Annotated in this window: 10 protein-coding genes; 2 read left to right on the plus strand and 8 right to left on the minus strand. The window is 62.7% G+C overall.

Annotated features, from left to right (window positions below):
- Positions 1-115: 115 nt before the first annotated feature.
- Entirely contained in the window at positions 116-991 is an 876-nt protein-coding gene (locus HNO79_RS14070; protein WP_029329397.1) for a bestrophin family protein, read from the minus strand.
- A gap of 242 nt (positions 992-1233) precedes the next feature.
- Between HNO79_RS14070 and HNO79_RS14075 the strand changes: the two genes are divergently transcribed.
- Entirely contained in the window at positions 1234-2349 is a 1116-nt protein-coding gene (locus tag HNO79_RS14075) for an S-(hydroxymethyl)glutathione dehydrogenase/class III alcohol dehydrogenase (protein ID WP_010514001.1), read from the plus strand.
- A 3-nt stretch (positions 2350-2352) separates the two neighbouring features.
- Positions 2353-3207 carry an S-formylglutathione hydrolase gene (gene fghA, locus HNO79_RS14080; protein ID WP_214164724.1) on the plus strand — a complete coding sequence of 285 codons (855 nt, stop codon included), beginning with the start codon at positions 2353-2355 and terminating at the stop codon, positions 3205-3207.
- Between the two features lie 20 nt (positions 3208-3227).
- Here the strand turns inward: fghA and HNO79_RS14085 are convergent, their stop codons facing one another.
- The 7 genes from HNO79_RS14085 to HNO79_RS14115 all read right to left on the minus strand — a co-directional run bounded on the left by HNO79_RS14085 (position 3228) and on the right by HNO79_RS14115 (position 9263).
- Positions 3228-3647, minus strand: a complete 420-nt coding sequence (locus HNO79_RS14085) for a secondary thiamine-phosphate synthase enzyme YjbQ (RefSeq protein ID WP_010513998.1) — start codon at positions 3645-3647, stop codon at positions 3228-3230.
- A gap of 17 nt (positions 3648-3664) precedes the next feature.
- Entirely contained in the window at positions 3665-4660 is a 996-nt protein-coding gene (gene trpS, locus HNO79_RS14090) for a tryptophan--tRNA ligase (RefSeq protein ID WP_200409437.1), read from the minus strand.
- Positions 4661-4708: 48 nt separating this feature from the next.
- On the minus strand, positions 4709-5197 hold the full coding sequence (locus HNO79_RS14095; RefSeq protein ID WP_200409436.1) for a c-type cytochrome: 489 nt from the start codon (positions 5195-5197) through the stop codon (positions 4709-4711).
- 78 nt (positions 5198-5275) lie between these two features.
- A complete protein-coding gene (locus HNO79_RS14100; RefSeq protein ID WP_010513995.1) occupies positions 5276-5773 on the minus strand; it encodes an FKBP-type peptidyl-prolyl cis-trans isomerase in 498 nt (165 codons plus the stop codon).
- Positions 5774-5821: 48 nt separating this feature from the next.
- Complete coding sequence (locus tag HNO79_RS14105) at positions 5822-7051, minus strand: argininosuccinate synthase (RefSeq protein ID WP_010513994.1); 1230 nt, start codon at positions 7049-7051, stop codon at positions 5822-5824.
- A 109-nt stretch (positions 7052-7160) separates the two neighbouring features.
- Positions 7161-8414 (minus strand): 23S rRNA (adenine(2503)-C(2))-methyltransferase RlmN, encoded by a 1254-nt coding sequence (rlmN, locus tag HNO79_RS14110; protein ID WP_010513993.1) that lies wholly within the window; start codon positions 8412-8414, stop codon positions 7161-7163.
- A gap of 105 nt (positions 8415-8519) precedes the next feature.
- Entirely contained in the window at positions 8520-9263 is a 744-nt protein-coding gene (locus HNO79_RS14115) for a TlyA family RNA methyltransferase (RefSeq protein WP_214164723.1), read from the minus strand.
- Between the last annotated feature and the right edge of the window lie 134 nt (positions 9264-9397).

Genomic DNA, 9397 nt, shown 5'->3' on the forward strand with positions numbered 1-9397 from the left:
TGTCTTGCTTCCTTCATAACGCTTCCGGTCTGGGAAATATGGCACCCCGATTACGGCGCGGTACCCGGTATGCCCGGGGAGGTACCGGGCAGGCCGGCCTATCAGGCGGGCTGCGTCATGCCTGTATGCCGCCCACGGGTGTCAGCGGTGGCGGCGCGGGCAGGCCGCAGGACTGCAGCAGGTCGATTTCGATCGTGCGGGAAATGGCCAGCATCGGCATGCCGTGCGGCGTTGCGCTGAAGGGGTCCTGCAGGTCGTTGCCGATCTTGTCCAGTGCCACGAACAATAGCCCCACCAGTGATGACCCCAGTGGCGTGATCCACCCCAGCGTCTGGACCATGGACAGGGGCAGGATGATGCAGAAGACCACCGCCACCACCTTCGGCAGGACGGAAAACTGTATGGCCAGCGGCGTGTTGCGAATGCGTTCCAGCCCGCCCTGGGCGTTGCACATGTCAGACAGGATGCGGTCGATCTGTCCCTGCAGCGCGCCGTCAATGCCCAGCCTGCGTGATTCCGCATCCACCCGCAGCCCGATTTCAAACAGGATGGCGGCGGGGACGTTGACCTTGCCTGCAATGCCCGCCTTCATGGAATCGGGCAGCAGGCGCATGATGTCGTCGCTTGCATCCAGCCGCCCCAGCGCGCCCCGCAGGGCATAGGGATAGGCCGCCATGGCGCGGGCAAGGTCGGGACACCCGCGCAGGATCGTGCCCGCCTGACGTGCGAAGGACCGGCTGTTGTTGGTGACCGCCCCCCACAGCGTCCGTCCTTCCCACCAGCGGTTATAGGCGGTGTTGTTGCGAAAGCTCATGAACAGCACCAGCGCCGAGCCGATCAGCGATATGGGCAGGGTGGGCTGTTCCATCCATTCCTGATGGAAGATCTGGAACATCACCACGACGACGATGTCCCACGCGCACAGGAAAACCAGTGACAGCACGCTTTCGCGCAGCAGGATCCACAAACCAATTCTGCGATCAATGACCATGCAAGATTCCCGGTTTATCTAAGGGTGCGATACGGGGCCGTGCATCGGTCCCCTTTGTGCCGCTTATCACATCATGCCGGCGTTGCGGCACCGGGAGTGGGCGGGTGGCATGTTTTGTCACTGAAAATATCGTCAGCGCCTGCATGGCCACATGACATTGACGCAGGTGGCGATGATGCCCTTAATCATTACGGACAAAAGCCCCCGCGCGGGGCCCACGTATTGAAGGGAAGACCGGGTTCATGGACGTAAGGGCAGCTGTTGCCTTCGAGGCAGGCAAACCACTTGAAATCGAGACCGTGCAGCTTGAAGGCCCGCGCGCGGGTGAGGTGCTGGTCGAGATCAAGGCCACCGGCCTGTGCCATACGGACAAGTTCACCCTGTCCGGCGCTGATCCTGAGGGGCTGTTTCCCGCCATTCTTGGCCATGAAGGGGCTGGTGTGGTGGTGGAAGTCGGCGCAGGTGTCAGGCACCTGAAGCCCGGCGATCATGTCATCCCGCTCTATACTCCCGAATGCCGGGAATGTAAGTCCTGCCTGTCACGCAAGACCAACCTGTGCACGGCCATCCGGACGACGCAGGGCAAGGGGCTGATGCCCGATGGCACGTCGCGTTTTTCGTTCAGGGGGCAGCCGATCCATCACTACATGGGCTGTTCCACCTTCGCCAACTATACGGTGCTGCCGGAAATCGCACTGGCCAAGATCCGGCCCGATGCCCCGTTTGACAAGGTGTTCTATATCGGCTGCGGGGTCACCACCGGCATCGGGGCCGTGCTGTTCACCGCCAAGGTCGAGACCGGCAGCACGGTTGCCGTATTCGGTCTGGGCGGGATCGGGCTGAACGTCATTCAGGGCGCGAAAATGGTCGGGGCCGAACGGATTATCGGCATCGACATCAACCCCGAGCGTGAAGCCATTGGCCGTAAATTCGGCATGACCGACTTCATCAACCCGAAGGATCTCGGCCCCAATGGCGACCTGGTTGGTCATATCGTTGAACTGACCGGTGGCGGCGTGGACTATTCATTTGAATGTGTAGGCAACCCGACGCTCATGCGGCAGGCGTTGGAATGCGCGCATCGCGGATGGGGGGTGTCCACCATCATCGGGGTTGCGGGCGCGGGGCAGGAAATCAGCACGCGGCCGTTCCAGCTTGTGACCGGGCGGCGGTGGATCGGTTCGGCCTTCGGCGGCGCGCGTGGCCGTACGGACGTGCCGCGCATCGTGGATTGGTTCATGGAAAACCGCATTGATATCGACAGCCTGATTACCCACAGGCTGCCGCTGGAGCGCATCAATGAAGGCTTCGACATGATGGCGAAGGGTGAGAGCATCCGCACGGTTGTCGAGTTCTGATCCATGAGCCGGATCACGACGCTTGAAGAACATGCAAGCTGTGGCGGACGGGTGGGCTTTTACAGCCACCCCTCCGAAAGCCTCGGGCTGGAGGCGCGTTTTGGCGTGTTCCTGCCCGAACGCGCGCTGGCGGGGGAACGCGTGCCCGTCATCCACCTGCTTGCAGGGCTGACCTGCACGCAGGAGACATTTCTGGTCAAGTCCAATGCCGTGCGGTTCGCGGCCCATCATGGCATCGCGCTGGTCGCCCCCGATACCTCGCCACGTGGCGCGGGCGTTGCGGGGGAAGACGATGCCTATGACCTTGGCACGGGGGCAGGCTTCTACCTTGACGCCACGACGCCCGCGTGGCGCAGGCATTACCGCATGGGCACCTATGTCAGCCACGAACTGCCCGAACTGACGCAGGCCGAGTTCGCCATTGATGGCGCACGGCGTGGCATCATGGGCCATTCCATGGGCGGCCATGGCGCGCTGGTCCATGCCCTGCGTGCGCCACAGGCATGGAAATCGGTTTCGGCCTTTGCCCCGATCTGCCATCCTGCCGTCGCGCCTTGGGGAAAGAAGGCCTTTACCGCCTATCTGGAGCCTGACCGCGCCACATGGGCGCGGCATGACGCGACCCTGCTGCTGGAAGCAGGGCATACCCATCCCACCGAAATTCTGGTGGATCAGGGGGGAAGCGACAAATTCCTGCATGACCAGCTCAGGCCGGAACTGCTGGCGGCTGCGGCTGGCGCGGCAGGGCAGGACCTGCGCCTGCGCGTGCATCAGCGCTATGATCATTCCTACTGGTTCATCCAGTCATTCATCGCCGATCATCTTGACCACCATGCCACCATCCTGAACGCGCTCTGAGCACGCCGGGCGGGCGGGGATCACTCACCGATCAGGTGCAGGACGATTTCCCGCCTGTGGGCGCGCGCACGGTGTTCGAACAGGTACAGGCCCTGCCATGTGCCCATCACCGGCCGCCCATCCGCCACCGGAATGGAAAGCTGGGTATTGGTCAGCATGGCGCGCAGATGGGCGGGCATGTCGTCCGGCCCTTCATCTTCATGGATGTAACGCCCCGGCTGTTCAGGCACGAGGGTTTCGAAATACCGTTCGATATCCTCGCGCACCGTCGGGTCGGCGTTTTCCTGCACCGTCAGCGATGCGGAGGTATGGCGGCACCATAGCGTCAGCAGACCGGTCCCGATCCCGCTCTGCCTTACCCAGTCCAGAACCGGCCGGTCGATCGGGACCAGTCCCTTGCCGCGGGTCGTGACCACAAGGCTGTGCAGATCCTGGCGCATGGTGCCGCCTTTCGTGTTTATTTCAGGAAGCCGATCAGGGATTCAGCTTCCGATACAATTGGTTCGGCAATGGCGCGGGCCCGGTTCGCGCCATCGCGCAGCGTGTCGCACAGGAAACCAGGTTCCTTCAGCAGGCGTCCGGTTTCTTCGGCAATCGGGGCGATTGCCCCCACCACCACGTCGGTCAGCGCCGCCTTGAACGGCCCGAAGCCCTGACCACCAAACTGCGCCAGCACCCCGGCGACAGTCGTGCCGGACAGCGTGGCGTAGATGGTTACCAGATTGCGGGCCTCGGGCCGGTTTTCAAGGCCTGATTCCTCAGACGGCAGCGGTTCGGAATCGGTCTTGGCGCGTTTGATCTTGTTGGCGATGGCGTCGGCATCGTCCGTCATCTCGATCCGGCTCTGGGCGGAGGGATCGGACTTGGACATTTTCTTGGTGCCGTCACGCAGGCTCATGACGCGCGCACCCTGCGGCGGGATCAGGGCTTCGACCTGCGGGAAGAATTCCGTTCCGTAGTCATGGTTGAATTTCTGGGCAATGTCGTTGGTCAGTTCAAGGTGCTGCTTCTGGTCATCGCCCACCGGCACGACCGTGGCCTTGTACGCCATGATGTCGGCGGCCATGAGGTCGGGATAGACATACAGGCCCGCGGAATGTTTCTCGCGGTCCTTGCCGGCCTTGTCCTTGAACTGCGTCATGCGGTTGAGCCAGCCGATGCGGGCGACACAGTTGAAAATCCACCCCAGCCGCGCATGCGCGCTGACGGCGGACTGGTTGAACAGGATATGCCGCTGCACATCTATGCCCGATGCCAGCAGGACCGCCGTCTGCGCCAGTGTCTGCTGGCGCAGCACCGCAGGGTCCTGCCATGTGGTGATGGCGTGCATGTCCACCAGGCAGAAGATACATTCATGATCACGCTGCAGCGCAACCCAGTTGCGTATTGCACCAAGGTAATTGCCAAGCTGCGGGATACCGGTCGGCTGAATGCCGGAAAATAGGCGTTGCATGAAAGCGTTTTCCGTTTTTTTGCCCGTGGTGGTCAAGATGCCAGGTTGTCAGGGCAGGGGATGGATGGCGTCAAGGCGGCGACGTTCTTCGGCTACCATGGTGGTGGTCATCGGGTGGGCGCGTTCCGCGGCGACATCCGCGGCCCTGAACACCGGGGCGGGGCGGGTATCGCCACGCGTGGCCAGATAGGTCAGGATGGAGGCAATTTCCTCATCCGACAGATGGGCGCGGAATGGCGGCATGGAAAAATTGTACCGCACGCCGTCAATCTGCAGCGGGCCATTCAGTCCGTTCAGAAGCACATGCATCAGGTACTGCTTGCCCTCGGGGGTGGAGGCGATCTTGTCCACCCGTCCGGATACGGGCGGGATTTCTCCCTTCATGCCTTCCCCGCCATGGTGGCATATGCCGCAGTTGGTGCGGTAACGTGCATAGCCTTCGTGGCCGTGGCGCGTGCAGGCCGCCAGCAGCACCATCGTGCCCACCATGCAGGCCCCGCGCAGTACGGACGCCATGCGCCCGGTCCCAGTACCCATGTCGGTTATCCGGTTTCCTGTCCCGTTATGTCATGAAAAAGGCCATTCACCCGGTGGATGAATGGCCCTGTGCATCCCTTAATGGCCGCCGGGTGCGACGCCCAGAAGCTGTATCTTGAAGATCAGCGGGCTGTCGGGCTGGATGATGCCCATGGATTTATGCCCGTAACCCAGTTCGGGTGGCACATACAGCATCCATGTATCGCCCACATGCATGAGCGGCACGGCTTCCTGCCAGCCCTTGATCACCATCTCCAGCGGCATCTGCATATACGCGCCATGCCCGTGCTGCTCGGAACTGTCGAAAATGCCGCCATCAGGCAGGCGGCCTTCGTATATGACCATCACGCTGTCATTGATGGTGGGCTGCGCGCCATCCTTCGGCCCGGATTTCAGAACCTTGTAGGCCAGTCCGTCCGGCAGGGTCTTGACCCCGGGCTGCTTGCGCACGTTGTCCATGAACTCTGCCGGGGTCAGTTCCGGCTGGTCATCCTTCTTGCTGCCCCCGCATGCTGCCAGCGGCAACGCCACGGCAGTCGCAAGAAGAAGGGGAATGACACGGGAAAATCGTTTCATGACACCTCGGCAGGTCGTTGGAATGAACACGAAGGATCGGGTGAAAGATTACAGCGCGCCGCCACGTCGGCCAATCTTGGCCCCCAGCCGCAGGCGCAGCGCGTTCAGGTTGATGAAGCCCTGCGCGTCGGCCTGGTTGTAGGCGCCCTCATCATCCTCGAACGTCACGACACGGGTGTCGTACAGGCTGTTGGGGCTTTCGCGGCCGACGCAGATCACGTTGCCCTTGTACAGCTTCAGCCGCACGCGACCACTCACGGAATGCTGGCTGCGATCGATCAGCGCCTGCAGCATGTGCCGTTCGGGGGAGAACCACAGCCCGTTATAGATGATTTCGGCATAACGCGGCATCAGGCTGTCCTTGAGGTGCATGGCCTCGCGGTCGAGCGTGATGCTTTCGATGCTGCGGTGCGCGGTCAGCAGGATCGTGCCGCCCGGCGTTTCGTAAATGCCGCGCGACTTCATGCCGACAAAGCGGTTTTCCACCAGGTCAAGTCGGCCGATGCCGTTGTCACGGCCCAGTTCGTTCAGGCGCGTCAGCAGGGTGGCGGGGGACATGGCCACGCCATTGATCGCGACCGGATCGCCCGATACGAAATCGATGGTGATTTCGGTGGCCTTGTCGGGGGCCGCTTCGGGGGAAATGGTGCGCTGGAACACGATTTCCTCGGGGCCGACCGCCGGGTCTTCCAGCAGCTTCCCTTCAGAGGAGGAGTGCAGCAGGTTCGCATCGACCGAGAACGGGGCTTCCCCGCGCTTGTCCTTTGCGATGGGGATCTGGTGTTCCTCGGCAAAGGCCAGCAGGCGGGTGCGCGATGTCAGGTCCCATTCACGCCACGGCGCGATCACGGTGATGTCGGGCTTGAGCGCGTAATAGGCCAGTTCGAAACGGACCTGGTCATTGCCCTTGCCGGTGGCGCCATGGGCCACGGCGTCAGCCCCGACCTGCTCGGCAATCTCGATCTGGCGCTGGGCGATCAGGGGGCGGGCGATGGACGTGCCCAGCAGGTACTGCCCTTCGTACAGCGCGTTGGCGCGGAACATGGGGAAGACGAAGTCCTTGACGAAGGTCTCGCGCAGGTCTTCGACGAAGATTTCCTTCACGCCAAACATTTCGGCCTTGCGGCGGGCGGGTTCAAGTTCCTCGCCCTGACCAAGGTCGGCCGTGAACGTCACGACTTCACAATTGTAGGTGGTCTGCAACCAGCGCAGAATCACGGAAGTATCAAGACCGCCCGAATATGCGAGAACGACCTTTTTGACATCCCTGGCGGCCATGGGAGAACGCTCCTGTCGAAAAACTCTGGACAATACTTTGCCGGGTGAACCGGCGGCCTGTCCTCCTAGCATCCCACGGCGTGGCCGACCAGAAGTTAAGGCCGGATTTTTATGCCCCCGCGTCCTCTGCTTCCGGTGCGGCGTCCGGCTGGCCTGCGGCGCGGCGCAAACGCTGGCTTTCGGTGCGCAGCTGGCCACACGCGGCCAGGATGTCACGCCCGCGCGGCATGCGGATGGGGGAGGCAAAGCCCGCATCCATCACGATCTTCGCGAACCGGTCCAGCTGTTCGCGCGTGGACGGGCGGTAGCTGCTGCCCGGCCATGGGTTGAACGGGATCAGGTTCACCTTGGCCGGTATGCCCGAAATCAGGCGCACGAGTTCACGCGCATCGGCCTCGCTGTCATTGATGCCGCGCAGCATGATGTATTCGAACGTGATGCGCCGGGCATTGCTGGCGGCGGGATAGCGGCGGCAGGCGGCAATGACTTCCCGGATGGGATATTTGCGGTTCAGCGGCACGATTTCGTCACGCAGGTCATCGCGCACGGCATGCAGTGACACGGCCAGGTTGATGCCCAGTTCTGCTCCGCACTGGTCCATCATCGGCACCACGCCGGATGTGGACAGCGTGATACGCCGTCGTGACAGCCCGATGCCCTCGCCATCCATGATGATGCGCATGGCCTTGGCCACGTTGTCGTAATTGTACAGCGGTTCGCCCATGCCCATCAGCACGATGGTGGACAGCAGGCGCGGCGTCTCGCCCTTCGGGCTGGGCCATTCGCCATAACTGTCGCGCGCGGCCATGAACTGGCCCACGATCTCGGCAGCCCCCAGGTTGCGCACCAGCGCCTGCGTGCCGGTATGGCAGAAAGTACATGACAGCGTGCAGCCCACCTGCGACGAAATGCACACCGCCCCACGGTCTTCCTGCCGGTCGGGAATGTACACGGTTTCGGCTTCCTGCCCGTCGCGGAAACGGAACAGGAATTTGCGCGTGGAGTCCTGCGATGTCTGTTCGGTCACCACGCCGGGGCGGCCAATGACGAAGCGTTCGGCCAACTTTTCCTGCAACGGACGGGCAATGGAACTCATGCGTGAGAAATCGGTCGCGCCCTGATGGTAGATCCAGTGCCACAGCTGCTTGGTGCGGAATGGCTTTTCGCCAATCTCGACCATGATGTCCGTCAGTTCCTCACGCGACAGGCCAACAAGGTCGCGCCTGCCATCGGGTAGGGCGGCAGGCGGCGGGGCGAACTGGGCGGATTTCGCACGGATGCGCGCGCGTTCCTCATCATTCAGAAGCGAGGCCGCCGTCCCGTCGCGTGACCGGGAAGGTGAAGTTGCAGGGGCTGCGGACATACCGGTGCTGCCTATGTTCGTCGTGTCATTTATGGGGGAGGGGAGGAATATCCCCATTTGCCATCCCCTGTCTATCACAGCAGGGGGTGGATGCGCGACTTTCGATCAGCCGTCCTTACGCGCCGCGATCAGAAATTCCCGGTTGCCTTCCGGCCCGGTGATGGGACTGGGGTCAATGCCCAGTACGGTCCAGCCAGGCAGGCCCGACCACCATTCATGGATCATGGCGCATACGGCGTCATGCACCGCCGGGTCGCGCACGACGCCCTTTGCGCCGACCGCATCCCGTCCTGCTTCGAACTGCGGCTTGATCAGCGCAATGGCCCACGCACCCGGTACGCACAGTTCCAGCCCCGCGGGCAGGACGGTGCGCAGGCCAATGAAGCTGGCGTCACAGACCAGCGCCTGTATCGGGTCGGGAATGATGGTGGTGTCCAGCGAACGGGCATTGCATTTTTCCAGCACAACAACCTGTTCGGTGTTGCTGCGCAGTTTCCATGCCAGTTGCCCATGGCCGACATCGACGGCATAGACCTTCGCCGCCCCTTCATGCAGCAGCACATCGGTAAAGCCGCCGGTTGACGCGCCGACATCAAGACAGGTCAGGCCCGCAGGCGACAGGCCGAAATGTTCCAGCCCGTGCGCCAGCTTTATCCCGCCGCGCGAGACCCATGGATGGTCCTGCCCCTTCAGCGTCAGGGGCGTATCCTCGGGGATCTGCTCTCCGGCCTTGGCAATGCGCCGGTCGGGCGTGTGGACCAGACCGGCCATGATCAGTGCCTGCGCCCGGGTGCGGGTTTCCACCAGCCCCCGGTCCACCAGCATCTGGTCAACGCGACGTTTTGCCATGCGTGGTGCCTGCTTTCCGGCGAGGTCAGGCCATCTGGCGTGACTGCGGCACGCCCAGGGCGGACAGCGCGGTGGCGACAATGGCAGGCGCATCCAGCCCGGCCTCATGATACTGCGCGGCCTGGGTGTTGTGG

It is taken from the genome of Komagataeibacter oboediens (assembly GCF_018491655.1).
Lineage (GTDB): Bacteria > Pseudomonadota > Alphaproteobacteria > Acetobacterales > Acetobacteraceae > Komagataeibacter > Komagataeibacter oboediens.